At 68.0% G+C, this 16121-nt stretch carries 11 protein-coding genes; 5 read left to right on the forward strand and 6 right to left on the reverse strand.

Features of this window, described 5'->3' with window-relative positions; genetic code table 11:
• Positions 1-23: 23 nt before the first annotated feature.
• Positions 24-1037 carry a prolyl aminopeptidase gene (gene pip / locus MIC448_RS08105; protein ID WP_081766283.1) on the reverse strand — a complete coding sequence of 338 codons (1014 nt, stop codon included), beginning with the start codon at positions 1035-1037 and terminating at the stop codon, positions 24-26.
• Between the two features lie 162 nt (positions 1038-1199).
• On the opposite strand from pip, the gene MIC448_RS08110 reads away from it, so the two are divergent.
• Both MIC448_RS08110 and MIC448_RS08115 read left to right on the forward strand, forming a co-directional pair.
• Positions 1200-2945, forward strand: a complete 1746-nt coding sequence (locus MIC448_RS08110; RefSeq protein ID WP_036298105.1) for a sodium:proton antiporter — start codon at positions 1200-1202, stop codon at positions 2943-2945.
• A 67-nt stretch (positions 2946-3012) separates the two neighbouring features.
• Positions 3013-3525 (forward strand): recombinase family protein, encoded by a 513-nt coding sequence (locus tag MIC448_RS08115; protein WP_144238017.1) that lies wholly within the window; start codon positions 3013-3015, stop codon positions 3523-3525.
• A gap of 476 nt (positions 3526-4001) precedes the next feature.
• Here MIC448_RS08115 and MIC448_RS08120 read toward each other — a convergent pair whose 3' ends face one another.
• The 5 genes from MIC448_RS08120 to MIC448_RS08140 all read right to left on the reverse strand — a co-directional run bounded on the left by MIC448_RS08120 (position 4002) and on the right by MIC448_RS08140 (position 13938).
• Positions 4002-6347 carry an excinuclease ABC subunit UvrA gene (locus tag MIC448_RS08120; protein WP_036298106.1) on the reverse strand — a complete coding sequence of 782 codons (2346 nt, stop codon included), beginning with the start codon at positions 6345-6347 and terminating at the stop codon, positions 4002-4004.
• Positions 6348-6490: 143 nt separating this feature from the next.
• A complete protein-coding gene (locus tag MIC448_RS08125) occupies positions 6491-6751 on the reverse strand; it encodes a DUF6458 family protein (protein ID WP_036298107.1) in 261 nt (86 codons plus the stop codon).
• 117 nt (positions 6752-6868) lie between these two features.
• Positions 6869-8983, reverse strand: a complete 2115-nt coding sequence (locus MIC448_RS08130) for an acyl-CoA dehydrogenase (protein WP_036298108.1) — start codon at positions 8981-8983, stop codon at positions 6869-6871.
• Between the two features lie 185 nt (positions 8984-9168).
• On the reverse strand, positions 9169-11211 hold the full coding sequence (gene recQ / locus MIC448_RS08135) for a DNA helicase RecQ (RefSeq protein WP_051513401.1): 2043 nt from the start codon (positions 11209-11211) through the stop codon (positions 9169-9171).
• Between the two features lie 180 nt (positions 11212-11391).
• Complete coding sequence (locus MIC448_RS08140) at positions 11392-13938, reverse strand: RNA helicase (RefSeq protein ID WP_199484422.1); 2547 nt, start codon at positions 13936-13938, stop codon at positions 11392-11394.
• Positions 13939-14059: 121 nt separating this feature from the next.
• Here MIC448_RS08140 and MIC448_RS08145 point away from each other — a divergent pair, with 121 nt between their 5' ends.
• The 3 genes from MIC448_RS08145 to MIC448_RS08155 all read left to right on the forward strand — a co-directional run bounded on the left by MIC448_RS08145 (position 14060) and on the right by MIC448_RS08155 (position 16070).
• A complete protein-coding gene (locus MIC448_RS08145; protein ID WP_232711519.1) occupies positions 14060-14431 on the forward strand; it encodes a GNAT family N-acetyltransferase in 372 nt (123 codons plus the stop codon).
• Positions 14428-15450 carry a pirin family protein gene (locus MIC448_RS08150; RefSeq protein WP_036298109.1) on the forward strand — a complete coding sequence of 341 codons (1023 nt, stop codon included), beginning with the start codon at positions 14428-14430 and terminating at the stop codon, positions 15448-15450. Before MIC448_RS08145 ends, MIC448_RS08150 begins: the two co-directional genes overlap by 4 nt.
• Positions 15451-15518: 68 nt before the next feature.
• A complete protein-coding gene (locus tag MIC448_RS08155; RefSeq protein ID WP_036298110.1) occupies positions 15519-16070 on the forward strand; it encodes an ECF transporter S component in 552 nt (183 codons plus the stop codon).
• The last annotated feature ends 51 nt before the right edge of the window (positions 16071-16121 follow it).

Raw genomic sequence — 16121 nt, forward strand, 5'->3', positions numbered from 1 at the left:
GAGGATGGTCGGATGCTACCGGGTCAGCGTGACGCGAAGCGGTCTGTCGCCGCGACCAGCGCGGACTGAATGGCCGGCTCGGTGGCCGAATGCCCGGCGTCGGCGACGAGCACGAAGTGAGCCTCGGGCCACGCGCGCCGCAGGTCCCACGCGGTCATGGGCGGGGTGCAGATGTCGTAGCGCCCCTGCACGATGACGGCAGGGATGTCGCGGAGGATTCCGACATCCTCGATCAACTGCCCCTCGCGGAACCAACCGCCGTGCACGAAATAGTGGTTCTCGATGCGCGCGAACGCCGTCGCGGCCGCAGGCTCGGTCATCTGCTCGACGAGCGACGCGTCAGGACGCAGGGTCAGCGTCGAGGCCTCCCAACGGCTCCAGGCGACGGCCGCGGGCACGTGCACGTTCGGGTCGGGGTCGGTCAGGCGCCGATGGTACGCATCGATCATGCGCGAGCGCTCGAGCACCGGGATCGGGGCGATGAAGTCTTCCCAGAGGTCCGGGAAGATCGCCGAGGCGCCACCCTCGTAGAACCATTCCAGCTCGTGACGGCGGAGCGTGAAGACACCGCGCAGGATGATCTCGGTCACGACGGCCGGATGCGTCTGCGCGTACGCCAGCGCGAGGGCACTCCCCCACGAGCCACCGAACACCTGCCACCGCGCGATGCCGAGGTTCTTGCGCAGCAGCTCGATATCGGCGACCAGGTGCCACGTCGTGTTGTAGCGCAGGTCTTCGCCCGGGTCGCTCGCGTGCGGTGTGCTGCGTCCGCACCCGCGCTGATCGAACAGCACGATGCGGTACTTCTCGGGATCGAAGAGCCGCCGGTGCCAGGGGGACGTGCCCGCCCCCGGTCCGCCGTGCAGGAACACGACCGGCTTGCCCTCGGGGTTGCCGCTGCACTCCCAGTAGATCCGGTTGCCATCCCCCACCAGCAGCTCGCCGGACTCGTAGGGTTCGATCGGCGGGTACAGGGGCGACGAGACGGGATGCGGCGAGACGTGCGCCGCGGAGCTCTCGTCGGGGGTGGACACCATCCGGCCACGCTATCGCGTCCCCCACCGATCATCGGGTTGCCCTCCCGAGGTCCGCCGACCCCGCCCCTGAAGAACTCACCCCTAGGCTCTACGCATGGCTCGAGTGACAACCGTCACGCTCACCAGCGCGGGTGGACAGCCTCGAGGTTTGGAAGGGCGGACGTGGACCTGATTCTGCTGGTGGTGCTGGGCGTCGTCGCTATCGCGCTCGTGACCGCCCTGGCGCCCCGTGTCGGCGTTGCGGGTCCGCTCGCGCTGGTCGCGCTCGGCATCGTCGTCAGCTTTCTGCCCTTCGTTCCCGAGTTCGAGGTCGAGCCCGAGTGGATCCTCGCCGGGATCCTGCCTCCGCTGCTCTACTCGGCGGCGGTATCGCTGCCCGCCGTGGAATTCCGTCGCGATTTCGGCCTGATCGGGGCGTTGTCCGTCGGCCTGGTTTTGATCTCGTCGCTCGTGCTCGGTGGCGTGTTCGCCGTGCTGGTGCCCGGTCTCGGCATCGCCCTCGCGATCGGCCTGGGCGCGATCCTGAGTCCGACGGATGCCGTCGCGACATCCATCGTGCGAAAGCTCGGAATCTCGCCCCGCATCGTGACGGTTCTCGAGGGCGAAAGCCTGCTCAACGACGCCACGGCGCTCGTGCTGCTGAGCTCTGCCCTGGCGGCGGTGACCGGTTCCTTCTCGGTGTTGGATACGGTCTGGGACTTCGGCTGGGCTGTGCTGTTGGCGATCGTCGTCGGCGCGGTCGTCGGCTTCGTCAATCTGCGGGTACGGGCCTGGGTTGCGAGTCCGACCGCCAATACTGCGCTCAGCTTCACGATCCCCTTCATCGCCTACGTCCCCACCGAACACTTCGGCGGTTCGGGACTCGTCGCCGCGGTCGTCGCCGGGATCGTCACGGGCCAGGGCTCGGCGCGCTGGTTCACGGCGGAACAGCGGATGTCCGACACCCTCAATTGGCGCACGATCGAACTCGTTCTCGAGGGCGGCGTTTTCCTCATCATGGGCCTCGAGCTATACGGCCTCATCGTCGAGAGCGAAGAGAAGCACCAGGGCGTCTGGCACGCCGCGACCCTCGCCGCCGTGGCGATCCTGATCGTGCTCGCGGTGCGCATCCTGTATGTCGCCCCTCTCGTCTGGGCGCAGAGCCGCCGGGCACGCAGGATCTCGTCGCTGCGCGACCGCTTCGACGACTGGGACAAGAGGGTCACGGATGCCTCGGCCTCCGGAGCCGTGGTGGGCAGACCCCGCCGCGGGCCGGTCCGCGCGCCCGGAGAGGGGCCACAGCATCCGCGCCGCCTGTTCAATTTCCGTCTGCGGATCACTCGAGCACGTGCCGACCTCGACTACTACGAAGCATCGCCCCTGGGTTGGCGCCACGGCTCCCTGATCGTCTGGGCCGGCATGCGCGGGGCGGTGACCGTCGCGGCGGCGCAGACCCTTCCGCGCGACACGGACAGCCGGGCGACGCTGCTGCTCGTCGCGTTCTTCGTGGCCGCGGGAACCCTGCTGATCCAGGGCGGAACGCTCGGCTGGGTCGCGCGTCGTCTGGGGCTGGCGGGATCGGGCGGCGGCGCATCCCCGGAGGAGCGCGACACCCTGCGGGACGAGCTGCAGACCGCGGCCGCAACCGCGCTGGCCTCTCCGGAATTGCGTCGAAGCGACGGAACATCCTTCGATACAGACATCGTGGCGCGAGTACGGGCACGCGTGCTGCAGCCCCCCGAAGACGACTCGAACGCGCGAGCGCTGGAGATGAGCGAGCTGCGCCTGGCGATGATCCACGCCATGCGCGACCGCCTGCTGGAACTGCGGCGCGACGGCACCTACAGCACGGCGGCGCTCCGGCACTCGCTGGACGAACTGGACGCGGACGAGCTCAGCATCCAGATGCGTCTCAGTGAGGGCGAATAAGTCGCGGCGCGCTCGTGCACCGACTCATGCACAATGGATCGTGCGGGTCTGTGAGCAGGGAGCACCCATGAATGAGACGATCGACGCTGTCGCCAACGGTCACACGCATGCGCCCTCCACGGACAGGCAGGATGACGGGCAGGAGGGCTTCGCCACAGACGCGACGGCCCCCCTGCATCTGCCCCACCTGGCCGCGGAATGCCCGAAGTGCTTCACCGAGCTGCAGCACGATCGCGACTGGTGGCTCGCCCGGCCCGCGGGTGCACGGCTCGTCGGCCTCGTCGTCGCGCGCAAGGGGATGCCCTCGGTCACAGAGCAGCGCGACGAACTGACCCGCTTCGGTGTGCCCATCGCGGGATTCCGGCACCCCTCACCCGAGATCCTCGAGGGATGGTCCGACCGACTGGGCCGGTTCTTCGCGACCCTCCAGCACGGCGACGTGCTCGTGGTTGCGAACGTGCACGCCCTGGGGCGGGACATCGACGAAGAAACGCGCGCCGTCGCCGAGCTGCACGCGCGCGGTGTCGTTGTGAAGGTGCTCAGCCACGGTGGGCGGCATCTGTTCGACACCGGGCGCTGACCGGGGCGCATCTCGGATGCGGGGCCGGCTGCCTGGCGCTCGCCGTGACATGTGAAAACTCTCATCTTCTCGGCGCGATCAGCGCGTTATTTCGGGGGTTTTCGGGGTTCCGATGTCGGTGGTCGGCCGTAGAGTTTCGAACATGCATTCGATATGTCATAACGTCGAAACGACGGGCGTGGACGCGATCGCGCGCGAGCTCGCCGGGGAAGGCACCGACGCCTGGCGCGCAAATGCGCGGACCGAAGCCGCGATGGCGCGCGTGTTCGCGAAAGCCGCGCACGTCGGTGCGCGCCGGGCTGCCGAACTCGCTTCCCCCTGTCGACGCGAAGGACGCTCCCCCCGGACCGTTCCCGGCGCCCGCCGGTTGTCGATCTCGACGGACGCATGTTACGCAGAGTCCCCGCGTGGGGACGATGGGGATGTTTACCCATCTCGACCCAGTCATCGTAACCAGACGAAGCGAAGAATGGGTTTCAGGAGCCGACGTAGGCCCGCAGGTGCTGGGCGGTGAGTGTCTCACCCGAGGCCACCAGCTCGGCCGGAGGGCCCTCGAAGACGATCTTCCCGCCGTCGCGCCCGGCACCCGGACCCATGTCGATGATCCAGTCCGCATGGGCCATCACCGCCTGGTGATGCTCGATCACGATGACCGAGTTCCCGGCGTCGACCAAGCGGTCGAGGAGCCCCAGAAGGTTGTCGACGTCGGCCAGGTGCAGTCCGGTGGTGGGTTCGTCGAGCACGTACACCGCGCCCTTCTTGGCCATGCTGATGGCGAGCTTCAGGCGCTGGCGCTCGCCCCCCGAGAGGGTGTTGAGACGCTGACCGAGCGTGATGTACGCGAGCCCCACATCCACCATCCGGGCGAGGGTGGTGTGAGCGGGACCGGTCGTGAAGAATTCGGATGCCTCGAGCGCCGACATCGACATGACCTCGTGAATGTTCGCACCGTTCAGGCGGTACTCGAGCACCTCGTCCGAGAACCCCTTGCCCTCGCACACCTCGCAGACGGTCTCGACCGTCGAGGCGAATCCGAGTTCGGTGATAATGATGCCGAGGCCTTTGCACACGGGGCACGCACCCGCCGAGTTGGCGCTGAAGAGGGCGGGTTTGACGCCGTTGGCCTTCGCGAAGGCCGTCCGGATTCCGTCGAGCACACCCGTGTACGTCGCCGGATTGCTGCGGCGCGAGCCGCGGATCGGGGCCTGGTCGACGATCACCACGTCGTCGAACGAGGGCAAGTGTCCGTGGATCAGCGACGACTTACCCGATCCCGCGACCCCGGTCACAACCGTCAGGATGCCGAGCGGAATGTCGACGTCGACGTTCTGCAAGTTGTGCTGGCTCGCGCCGCGAATCTGCAGGGCGTTCTTCGACGCGCGGACCGACGACTTGAGCTGAGCGCGATGGTCGAGGTGCCGACCCGTCAGGGTGTCCGACGCACGCAGACCCGGGACATCCCCCGTGTAGGTGATCTGGCCGCCGCTACGACCCGCCCCCGGCCCCAGGTCCACCACGTGGTCGGCGATCGCGATCACCTCGGGCTTGTGCTCGACGACGAGCACGGTGTTGCCCTTGTCTCGCAGGCGCCGCAGCAGGTCGTTCATGCGCTCGATGTCGTGCGGATGCAAACCCGCCGTGGGCTCGTCGAAGACGTACGTAATGTCCGTCAGGCTCGATCCGAGGTGGCGGATCATCTTGGTGCGCTGCGCCTCACCGCCCGAAAGCGTCCCGCTCGACCGGTCCAGCGAAAGGTAGCCGAGACCGATCTCGACAAACGAGTCGATCAGGTGCCGCAGCCCGACCAGAAGGGGCGCGACTTCGGGGTCATCGACGGTCCGGAGCCACGCCGCGAGGTCCGTGATCTGCATGGCCGCCGCATCCGCGATGCTGACACCATCGATCTTCGACGACCGCGCCGCCTCGCTCAGACGGGTACCCCCGCAGTCGGGGCAGGCGGTGAACTTGACCGCCCGGTCGACGAAAGCACGGATGTGGGGCTGCAGCGCATCGCGATCTTTCTGCAGGAAGCTCTTCGTGATCTTCGGGATGAGCCCCTCGTACGTCATGTTGAAGTCGCGCATCTTGACCTTGACGGGCTCTTTATAGAGGAAGTCCTGACGCTCCTGCTCGGTGAAGTCGCGGATCTTCTTGTCCGGGTCGAGAAAGCCCGACTCCGTGAAGCCGCGGACCATCCACCCATCGACGGTGTAGCCGGGGATCGTGATGGCGCCCTCGGCGAGCGATTTGCCGCTGTCGAACAGTTCGTCCAGGTCGATGTCACTGGCCTCGCCGAGGCCTTCGCATCGCGGGCACATCCCACCCGTGACAGAGAACGATCGCGCCTCACGCGTGCCGTCATCTTTCTTGATCACGCCCGACCCGCTCACCGACGGGACGTTGAACGAGAAGGCCTGCGGCGATCCGATCTGCGGTGTGCCGAGCCGACTGAACAGCATCCGCAGCATTGCGTGTGCGTCCGTCGCTGTTCCCACCGTTGAGCGTGCGTTCGCGCCCATCCGCTCCTGATCGACGAGGATCGCGGGCGAGAGGTTCTCGAGCGCGTCCACGTCGGGACGGTCGGGGGCCGCCATGAACTGCTGAATGAAGGTCGAGTACGTCTCGTTGATCAGGCGCTGCGATTCGGCGGCGATCGTGCCGAAGACGAGCGACGACTTGCCCGATCCACTCACCCCGGTGAAGACCGTCAGGCGCCGCTTCGGAATCTCGAGCGAAACGTTCTTCAGATTGTTTTCGCGCGCGCCGATGACCCGGATGACTTCGTGCGCGTCGGCGACGTGTCCCGCCTGTCGATCAACCATGAGTGGCCCCCTCTTCGGGGACCAGTGTGCCCCACACCGCGGACGTTGTGTGTCCGCGATGAACGGCGACGGGATGCTCCGCTGTCACAGATCGACGTCGGCGCGGGCGCGGAGGGTCGATCTGTGACAGCGGAGCGGCCGTGTCAGACGCGCGGGTCTTCGGGTGCGCTGGTCTCGCTGCGCGTGACGCGCTCACCCGAGACGGGATCGACGCCACTGCGGGTCGTCGAGGCGACGCTGCGGCGGCGTGCCAGCAGGGCGATTCCGATGATCGTGATGATCGCTCCGGCGCCCATCAGGATGTAGCCGACGGTCTTGATGTCGATCCAGCCCAGGTCGATGTTGAGCGCGAAGGCGCAGATCGCGCCGACCGCGAAAAGAAAAATGCCGAATCCGATGCTCATGAGGATGCCTGCTTCCGGTGTTTATGGCGCTGCCAATCGGCCCGCCGCGCAAGACCCTACGCATGCCGGAGGCCGGGCGCGATGGGTTGCGTCCGGCCTCCGGCATGCGATAAAGACTCAGGCTCGGGTCGGAGCCGTCGCCTTCTTCTCGGGAACGGGAGCGGAACCGGATGCCTCGAGCGCGGCGTAATACGCCCGCGCCTCGTCCTGGCGCGCTTTCTCAGCACCCGTCGCGATGGGCGCGCGCACGTGCTCGGGGGCGAAACCGAAGGCCTCGACGAGGTCGAGCGAATGCGGCCGCAGTCGCACGCACAGGCGGTCGATGTAGCTCGAGACAGCCCCGGCACGCTGAGCGGAGAGACGCCCGTTGATGAGATACCAGGCCAGGTGCTTCTCGATCATACTCAGCCCGAACAGGTCACGCAGCCACGTGAGAACCTGACGGCTGCCCTCGTCCGTGACGCGTGCGAGGGCGTCGGTGAACGCCTCCCACTGCAGCAGCTCACCGTGCGCGCGCGCCGCCTCGATCAGCTCGGACTGGTTGGCGTTGAACAACGCGGCAGCCTCGTCGCGCGGCAGCTTCGCCGCGGGCCGCAAACGCCCGGCGATGTCGGCAACCATCTGCTGCACCCGACCAGCGAGCAGCTCGTGCTGCTGGTCAGCACGCAGACCCCGCTCGACCGAACGCGCGGTTGATCCCAGGTCGCTGACCGCCTGCCCGAGCTGGCGGAGGCCGGCACCGTGGAAGAACTTGCCCGCGGTCTGCCCGACGGCGAACGCCGCGAGAGCCCGAGCATCCTTGTCCTTGAACTGCCGCCCGTAGTCGGTCAGCAGACGCTTGCCGACGAGCTGCAGCAACACGTTGTTGTCGCCCTCGAACGTCGCGAAGATGTCAAGGTCGGCGCGCAGGCCCACGAGGCGGTTCTCGAACAGGAAGCCGTTGCCGCCGCAAGCCTCGCGCGACTCCTGGAGCGTGTCGAGCGCGTGCCAGGTCGAGAGGGGCTTGAGTGCCGCGGCGAGGGTCTCGAGGTCTTCGCGGTCCGCGTCGGTGTCGGACTTGCCGCTGAACACGGCGTCGAACTTCTGCAGGAACTCGTCGTGGGCGAAGAGGCCCGCGTACGTGGTCGCGAGGCGCGGCAGCAGACGACGCTGGTGCCGCCCGTAGTCCATCAAGACGACCTCGTCGGTACCCGCACCGGAGTCGAACTGGCGGCGCTGCGTCGCGTAGGTGATCGCGATGTTCAGGCCCAGTGCGGACGCCCACATGGCAGATCCATCGAGCGAGACGCGTCCCTGCACGAGGGTGCCGAGCATCGTGAAGAAACGGCGGCCGGGGCTCGAGATGTCGCTCGAGTAGGTGCCGTCGGCGGCGACGTCACCGTACTTGTTCAGGAGGTTGGTGCGCGGAATCCGGACGCCGTCGAAGTGCAGGCGGCCGTTGTCGATGCCGTTGAGTCCGCCCTTCAGCCCGTCGTCTTCGCCGCCGATGCCGGGCAGGAAGTCGCCGTTCTCATCGCGGAGCGGCACATAGAAGCAGTGCACGCCGTGGTTGACGCCGTTCGTGATGAGCTGCGCGAACACGGTCGCAGCGATGCCGTGCAGGGCTGCGTTGCCGAGGTAGTCCTTCCACGCACCGCGGAAGGGGGTCTGGATGACGAACTCTTCGGCGTCGACGTCGTAGGTCGCCGTCGTGCCGATCGCCGCGACATCCGATCCGTGTCCGGTCTCGGTCATCGCGAAAGCGCCCGGGATGTCGAGGCTCATGATGCCGGGCAGCCACTTGTCGTGGTGCTCCTTGGTACCGAGTTGCAGCACCGCCGAGCCGAACAGACCCCACTGGACGCCCGCCTTGATCTGCAGGCTCGGGTCGGCCGTGACGAGCTCTTCGAACCCGGCGATGTTGGAGCCGTTGTTCTCTTCGCCGCCGTACGCCTTGGGGAAGGCGCGGTGCACGCCACCCTGCTCGACCAGGAGCCGCAGCTGGCCGAGCACGCGCTCGCGGTGCTCGTCCATCGCGAGCGAATCGTCACGCCAGAGGTCGGGATTCTTCGTCATCTCGCGGGCGACGCGGCGTGTGTCGGCCCACGTGCCGAGCAGGAGGTCGGTGACCTGCTCGATATCGATGCGCGGATCGGATGCCTCGACGGCGCTGGTCGGCGCCGGCTTCGCACCACCCGCGGGGGTGCGCTTGTCACTCGAGGGCTTGCGGGAGCGAACGGCGGTGTCAGCCATGACTGTCCTCTCGACAGCGAAAACTACAGGGGTTGACGTCATCGTAGGACTGCCACAACGATGGGTGAACTCGCCTGTACGTTTACGCCAAAGGCCCCGCACCCCGTTCACCGGGTGGATTGTCGCCTCCCCACACACGGGTATCGGACTGGCCCTGCTCGCGGTCGGGGGCATGACCGGGGCGGCTACGTGCCGGCGATCACCGCCAGGACGGCCTCGCCGTATGCCTCGCGCTTCTTCGCGCCGATGCCCGTGATCCCATCCAGCTCGGCCGCCGACGAGGGCCGGTGCTCGGCCAACGCGCGCAGGGTCGCATCGCCGAACACGATGTACGCCGGCATACCCAGCTCGCGCGCCGTTTCGGCCCGCCAGGCGCGGAGTGCTTCGAACAGCGGCCGGTCGGCCGCATCCACGTCCGCTGATGCGGCCGTTCGCCGCGAACGGGAGCCGCCGCCCCCGCCGGTGCGCCCGAGCACATCACGCCGCAAGGGCACGGGCGCCTCTCCGCGCAGTACGGAGCCGGCCGGTTCGCCGAGCGCCAGGGTGCCGTATTCACCCTGCGCCACAAGGATGCCGCGAGCGAGCAGCTGACGGATGACGCTCCGCCAGTCCTGGTCGCTCAACTCGACGCCCAGGCCATAGGTCGAGAGCTTGTCGTGGCCCTGTTGCCGGATGCGGTCGGTGGACGCCCCGCGCAGGATGTCGACGAGATGGCCCGCACCGAAGGCCTGGCCGCGCTCGCGTTGCAGACGCACGATGGTCGAGAGGAGCTTCTGCGCAGGCACGAGTCCGTCCCAGGTCTCGGGCGGAGTGAGACAGGTATCGCAGTTGCCACACGGACCGGATGCTTCGCCGAAATATCCGAGCAGGTTCTGCCGGCGGCATCCGACCGTCTCGCAGAGCGCCAGCATCGCGTCGAGGTGCTGACCGAGACGCGTCTTGTACGAGCGGTCGCCCGGGCTCTGGTCGATCATGCGGCGCTGCTGCACCACGTCGCCGAGGCCGTAGACCATCCAGGCGACGGATGGCTCACCGTCGCGGCCCGCACGGCCCGTCTCTTGGTAGTAGCCCTCGACCGACTTCGGCAGGTCGACGTGCGCGACAAAACGGACATCCGGCTTGTCGATCCCCATACCGAACGCGATCGTCGCGACCATCACCACACCGTCTTCGCGCAGGAACCGGGACTGGTGCGTCGAGCGCGTCGAGGTGTCAAGACCCGCGTGATACGGCAGCGCGTTGATCCCCTGCGTGCGCAGGTAGGCGGCGGTCTGGTCGACACTCTTGCGGCTGAGCGCGTAGACGATCCCGGCCGATCCCTCGGGCTGGGTTCGGATGAAGGACAGCAGCTGCTTGCGCGGCTCGACCTTCGGCTCGACGCGGTACTGGATGTTCGGGCGATCGAAGCTCGCGACGAAGTGCCGGGCCTCGGGCAGACGCAGCCGCTCACCGATCTCGGCGTGCGTTGCGGGCGTTGCCGTCGCCGTCAGGGCGAGGCGCGGAACGCCCGGGAACCGCTCGGCCAGGTCGCCGAGCCCGAGGTAGTCGGGACGGAAGTCGTGACCCCACTGCGAAACACAGTGAGCCTCGTCGATCGCGATGACGCTGAGCTTGCCGCCGTCGAGCAGACGCGCGGTGGACGAGGTGTTCAACCGCTCAGGGGCGACGTAGAGCAGGTCGAGCTCACCCGCGAGGTAGTCCCGCTCGACCTGGGCCCGCTCATCGGGCGCCTGCGTGGAGTTGAGGTAGGCGGCCCGAACGCCGTTGGCGCGGAGGGCGTCGACCTGGTCGTGCATCAGAGCGATGAGAGGCGAGACGACCAGGCCCGTGCCCTCACGGACGAGCGCCGGGACTTGGTAACAGACACTCTTGCCGGCGCCCGTGGGCATCAGGACGATGGCATCGCCACCCGCGACGACATGCTGGATGACCTCGGCCTGGTCACCGCGGAACGCGTCGTAGCCGTAGACGGTGCGGAGGGCATCGAGCGGAGTCGCATAGCCGGATGCGGCGGCGCGGCGCTCGCGCGGGGGTGCGGTTACCGAGCCCGGGCGGCTGGAGCCTGTCGCGATCGGGGTCGGGGCTGCCCAGTCGGGCGGGGACCCGCCGGTGTCGGGCGGCGGCACCCAGTCGTCGGGTTCGGGGGCCCAGTCATCCGGTGGCGGTTCGTCCCACGCACCGGCCCACTGCTCGCCCGCGGCGGACGGATCGGAAGGGGCTGGGGGCACCTGTCGAGTGTAACGAGCGCCCCCGACGCTCGGCCCGGGCGGGGGCAGCGCGACGAGCAGCGAACATCTCGGAGGTTCGCTGGGGCTGAAGTGAACACGGGGCTAGTTTTGGGCGACACGAAAGCCAACCACACCTCTCGGATGTTCGCGGCGTCCCGCGTCGACCACGGGGCGTGGACGTTACAGCCGCAGGACCTCGTCGACGTGCAGCACCGCGGCACCCTCCTCGTCGGACGCATCGAGATCGACCGACCCGCGGATCCGCCAGTCGTGGTTGCCATCCGGGTCGTCGATCGTCTGCTCGACCCGCCATATGCCGTTCGCGGCATCCGACTCGTCGATCGCGACGAGCGCGGGAGATCGCGCCGGACCGCCCGTCAAGATCTCGTCGTGCTCGTCGAAGTACGCGTCGAGCGCATCCGGCCATCCGGCGTCGGGATCGAGCTCGACAAGCTCGTCGTCCTGCTGAAGAGCCGCCAGACGGATGCGCCGGAACAGCTCGTTGCGCACCAGCACCGTGAATGCCCGACGATTGCGCACGAGCGAGGGCGGGGGCGGCGGTACGACCGGTGCGGAAGGATCAGCCACCGGATTGATCAGGCTCTCCCACTCGTCAACCAGGCTGGAATCGACCTGCCGGACGAGCTCACCGAGCCAAGCGACGACGTCGAGGAGATCTTCGGTCTGAGCCTCGATCGGCACCGTCTGCCGAATCGCCCGGTAGGCGTCGCTGAGGTAGCGCAACACCAAACCCTCACTTCGCCCGAGCTGGTACAGCGACACGAACTCGGCGAACGACAGCGCCCGCTCGTACATGTCGCGGACGACCGACTTGGGCGAGAGCTCGAAGTCGCGGATCCACGGCTGACTCGACGCGAAGACCTCGTACGCCTGGGCCAGGAGCTCCTCGAGCGGCTTCGGATGCGTGACCTCTTCGAGCGCCGCCATCCGCTCGTCGTACTCGATGCCGGCGCTCTTCATCGCCGCGACCGCCTCGCCGCGCGCGCGGAACTGCTGCTGCGAAAGCACGGGCCGCGGGTCGTCGAGCGTGGCCTCGATCACGCTCAGCACGTCGAGTGCGTAATGCCCCGTACCGACGGCGTCGGCCACCTCTGATCCGGCCTGCCCTGAGCCTGTCGAAGGGTCCAGCAACTCGATCGCGGCGAGCGCGAACGGCGAGAGGGGCTGGTTCAGCGCGAAGTTCGGCTGCAGGTCGACGGTCAGACGGATGGTGCCTTCCGCCCCGACCTCGACGATGCCGGCCTGACGAAGAGTGCGGAAGATCGCCAGCGCCCGGCGCGCGAGGGCGTAACGGCGCGCCAGGGGCTCGTGGTTGTCGAACACCAGCGAGCGGACGTTCGCGAACACGTCACCGCCCCGAGCGATGACGTTGATCAGCATCGCCGCCGTGAGTTGCATCTGCGGCAGCAGCGGTTCGGGCTCGGCCACCACGAGCTTGTCGAAGGATGCCTCGCCCCACGACACGAACCCCTGCGGAGCTTTCTTGCGGACGATGTTCTTGACCTTCGACGACGGGTTCTGCGCCTGCTTGGCCGTGGCCTTCCGGAGAGCCGCTTCGTTCTCGATCTCATGCTCGGGTGCCATCACGACGACGGTTCCGGCGGTGTCGTAACCCGCTCGCCCGGCGCGCCCGGCGATCTGGTGGAATTCGCGGGCGCTGAGCTGACGCATCCGCTGTCCGTCGTATTTCGACAGCGCCGTGATGAGCACCGTGCGAATCGGGACATTGATGCCGACGCCGAGGGTGTCGGTGCCGCAGATGACCCGCAGGAGGCCGCGCTGGGCCAGGGTCTCGACGAGGCGGCGGTACCTGGGCAGCATGCCCGCGTGATGCACCCCGATGCCCGCACGTACGAGGCGCGAGAGCGTCTTGCCGAAGCCCGTGGTGAAGCGGAAGCCTCCGATCGCCTCGGCGATCTCGTCGCGCTGCTCGCGTGAAACGATCTTCACGCTCGAGAGGGCCTGCGCCCGCTCCATGGCCGCTGCCTGCGAGAAATGGACGACGTAGATCGGCGCCTGTTTCGTCTCGAGCAGCTCTTCAACAGCCTCGTGGATCTGATCCTTCGAGTACGAGAAGTGCAGAGGCACGGGCCGCTCGACGCCCGTCACGAGGGCGACCGGCCTGCCCGTTCGGCGCTCGAGATCCTCCACGATCGGCGTCACATCGCCGAGCGTGGCCGACATGAGCAGGAACTGCGCGCGCGGGAGCAGCAGCAGCGGTACCTGCCACGCCCAGCCGCGGTCGGGATCGCCGTAGTAGTGGAACTCGTCCATCACGACTTGATCGACGGATGCGTCGGAACCCTGACGCAGAGCCAGGTTCGCGAGGATCTCGGCGGTGCAGCAGATGATCGGAGCATCCGGATTGGCCGACGAATCGCCCGTCACCATACCGACGTTCGACGCCCCGAAGATCTCGGCGAGCGCGAAGAACTTCTCGCTCACGAGCGCCTTGATCGGCGCCGTGTAATAGGTGCGACCGCCGCGAGCGAGGCAGGCGGCATGCGCCGCGACGGCGACGAGAGACTTACCGGTGCCCGTCGGCGTCGACAGGATCACGTGCGCCCCCGAGACGAGCTCGATGACGGCCTCGTCCTGCGCCGGATACAGACTCAGGCCCCGCTCGGAAGCCCAATCGACGAAAGCTTCGTAGATCACGTCCGGGCTCGCGTCGGTGCTCGGGGGCATCCGTGCGAGAAGGTCCATTCCTCGAGTCTTCCCCATGCGGCCGGAGAAGAGGACCGAAGCGTGTTTTCCTGACCTGTCCACCCCGTCGCGGAACACGACCGTGCGCGCCTACGTTGGAACAACCGAGGGAAGGAACCCCATGAGCCACGACGGCAGCGCAATGAATGAGGCCCCGGCCGCCCCGACGGTCATCCGCAACGACGAACGCAACCGCTACGAGCTGAAGGACGGCGACGAACTCGCCGGGTTCGCCGTATTCGAACTCAGCGAGGGTGGACGGATCGCGTTCACCCACACCCAGATCGACAAGGCATTCCGCGGTCGCGGCTTCGGCGACATCATCGCCTCCGAGTCACTCGCGGATGCCGCTCGCCGCGGCGAGACGATCGTGCCGCTCTGCCCGTTCATCGCCAGCTACCTCAAGGATCACGAAGTACCCGGCGGCGTCATCGACTGGCCCGACGAATCCGACGCGCAGGAGTCCGCGACGACGGGCGAGTCGGCGGGATGACCCGGCTGGACGCGGCCGGCGACGAGGATGTGCAGCAGGCATCCGATTGGGATGGCCCGCGTTCGCTGCGTCTCGAGGCGCGCGACGTACCGCTCGGTGGGGTGCGCGCCATGGAGGTGCGCCGCATCCTGCCGCACCGCGAGCTACCCATGGTCGGCGCGTGGTGCTTTCTCGATCGTTTCGGCCCGCAAGAGGCGCTGATGCGGGTGGAACCGCACCCCCATATCGGACTCCAGACGGTGACGTGGCCGTTCGTCGGCGAGGTGCATCACCGCGACAGCGTGGGGAGCGACGTCGTCGTCACGCGGGGCGAGCTGAATCTGATGACGAGCGGCGCGGGCATCTCGCACTCGGAGTATTCGGTCGGCGAGCGTCCGATTCCCCTCGACGCCCTGCAGCTGTGGATCGCGCTGCCCGAGTCCCGTCGCCACGGCGCACCGTTGTTCGAACGCCATACCGCACTGCCGACACTCGATGTGCAGTCGCCGAAGGGCACACCCGCCGGCACCGCGACGGTCGTGATGGGTGAACTCGCCGGCACGACATCGCCCGCGAGCGCGTTCACTCCCCTGGTCGGTGCCGAGATTGTCGTGACGGCCGGATCGACCGCGCGTATCCCCCTGCGGCGCGAGTGGGAGTACGCGCTGGTCGGCGCGTTCGGTGCGGCCGATGTCGCGGCGGGAATAGGGACGGATGCCTCAGGTCCGGGCGATGGCGGTCCCGCGGCCGCGCCGCTCGGACCCCACGAGCTGCTGTACCTCGGTGTCGGTCGCGACCACATCGACGTGACCGCTGCCGGGCCCGCGACGCTCTTCCTCATCGGCGGTGAACCGTTCGAGTCCGACCTGGTGATGTGGTGGAACTTCGTCGGGCGCACCCACGACGAGATCGTCGAGGCGAGGGATGCGTGGGAGGCGGGCTCGACACGCTTCGGCCACGTCGTGGCTCACGGCGACGAGCGCGTTCCCGCACCTCCCCTGCCGGGCGTCCGCCTCACCCCGCGGCGCCGTCGCCCCTGAGCGCGACCGCGGGTTTTGTCCGGCGCACGGGTCGCCGCCGGACCCCGGTGGAGCGATAACCTGACGGGATGCGCACCCGGAGCCCCCTGACGACGCGCGTGCTGCTCACGTGCGCGGCGATCGGCGTTGCAACGGGACTCGTCGGCGCGGTGGCCGGATGGCTCACGCCCGTTGTGATCATCGGCACCGCTGGCGTGGCCTACGGCCTGGTGCTCGGCTCGCATGTCTTGCCCGGAATCATCGCGCAGGAACTCCTGCGCATGCCCTTCGTAGCGCTGCTCGCCCACCTGATCGCGGCGCTTGTTGCGAGTGCTTTCAACCCGGCGTGGGCTCTGCGTTTTCTCGGCACGGCCCTCCTCTTCGGACTGATTCAGGAGGGTGTCGCGGCCCTGACTCGCTATCGAGCGTGGGGGGCGTGGCGCTTCTTCGTCTCGGCGGCGATCATCGGCATCCTCATCGCCGTGGTCGTCGGCTTTGTGGTCGACCTCGCGCGCTTGCCCCTCTGGGCCCAGGCAATCTATATCGCGCTCTCGATCCTCGGCCCCATCGCCTGGACGGCCGTCGGTCTGGCTATCGGCGCCGCGCTGCGTCGCGCCGGCGTCTCGCGCGTTCCCCGCTGACGCCGGCCCGGCCCGCGGCCCACGCACCCGACCCCTTCATTGCCGAGGAAG

Origin of the sequence: Microbacterium sp. C448, from assembly GCF_000582705.2 — a bacterium.
Taxonomy (GTDB): domain Bacteria; phylum Actinomycetota; class Actinomycetes; order Actinomycetales; family Microbacteriaceae; genus Microbacterium; species Microbacterium lacus_A.

What these genes read in the sequence shown, in the direction of transcription:
- MIC448_RS08150 (WP_036298109.1), top strand. Translation starts at nt 14,428, where the DNA reads ATGACCCGGCTGGACGCGGCCGGCGACGAGGATGTGCAGCAGGCATCC.
- MIC448_RS08115 (WP_144238017.1), top strand. Translation starts at nt 3,013, where the DNA reads ATGAATGAGACGATCGACGCTGTCGCCAACGGTCACACGCATGCGCCC.
- MIC448_RS08140 (WP_199484422.1), bottom strand. Translation starts at nt 13,938, where the DNA reads ATGGACCTTCTCGCACGGATGCCCCCGAGCACCGACGCGAGCCCGGAC.
- MIC448_RS08155 (WP_036298110.1), top strand. Translation starts at nt 15,519, where the DNA reads ATGCGCACCCGGAGCCCCCTGACGACGCGCGTGCTGCTCACGTGCGCG.
- MIC448_RS08130 (WP_036298108.1), bottom strand. Translation starts at nt 8,983, where the DNA reads ATGGCTGACACCGCCGTTCGCTCCCGCAAGCCCTCGAGTGACAAGCGC.
- MIC448_RS08125 (WP_036298107.1), bottom strand. Translation starts at nt 6,751, where the DNA reads ATGAGCATCGGATTCGGCATTTTTCTTTTCGCGGTCGGCGCGATCTGC.
- MIC448_RS08145 (WP_232711519.1), top strand. Translation starts at nt 14,060, where the DNA reads ATGAGCCACGACGGCAGCGCAATGAATGAGGCCCCGGCCGCCCCGACG.
- pip (WP_081766283.1), bottom strand. Translation starts at nt 1,037, where the DNA reads ATGGTGTCCACCCCCGACGAGAGCTCCGCGGCGCACGTCTCGCCGCAT.
- MIC448_RS08120 (WP_036298106.1), bottom strand. Translation starts at nt 6,347, where the DNA reads ATGGTTGATCGACAGGCGGGACACGTCGCCGACGCGCACGAAGTCATC.